This is a genomic window from Pseudoalteromonas sp. Angola-4 (assembly GCF_028599265.1).
In the GTDB taxonomy this organism is placed as follows: domain Bacteria; phylum Pseudomonadota; class Gammaproteobacteria; order Enterobacterales; family Alteromonadaceae; genus Pseudoalteromonas; species Pseudoalteromonas atlantica.
Genome location: NZ_JAQREK010000070.1, coordinates 1 through 492 on the forward strand (window position 1 = coordinate 1; position 492 = coordinate 492).

The 492-nt window shown below is 41.5% G+C and carries 1 pseudogene; it reads left to right on the plus strand.

The features are described from left to right. Positions 1–492 (plus strand): annotated as a pseudogene (locus tag PSH48_RS20835) (TonB-dependent receptor); the annotation flags it as partial.

The following is a 492-nucleotide window of genomic DNA, read 5'->3' on the forward strand; positions in this document are numbered from 1 at the left end:
GTGGTTTACTGGGTGTTGATTATGGCTCTTACGGTTATGCTCGCTATAAATTGCGTGCAGGCCATGCTATGGATAATTCAGGGTTCGGTATTAATACCAGCTTTACCGATGATGGCGGTTACCGAGATGATGAAAGCGTTAAACAACAAAAAATAAATGTGCGACATCGACACGCTAACAACAACTTAAGTTTAATATCGGGGTTGACCTATACCGACTTAGACCAACAAACCGCAGGATATATTAGTGGCTTTCAAAGCTATAAAGATGAAGATATTGCACAGCAAAATTTTGATCCTGACGCCTTTAGAAAAGCTCGCTCGCTTAGGGCTTGGAGTAAAGTAAGCTGGCAATTAGGTGAGAACACGCTTGTTGTTACTCCTTATCTTCGTGACCAAAGCATGGACTTTTTCAAACACTTTTTACCCGGTACTCCGCTCGAAAAAAACAGTCAAACAGGGTTTGGCCTACAATCGCTTTATCAACATTATG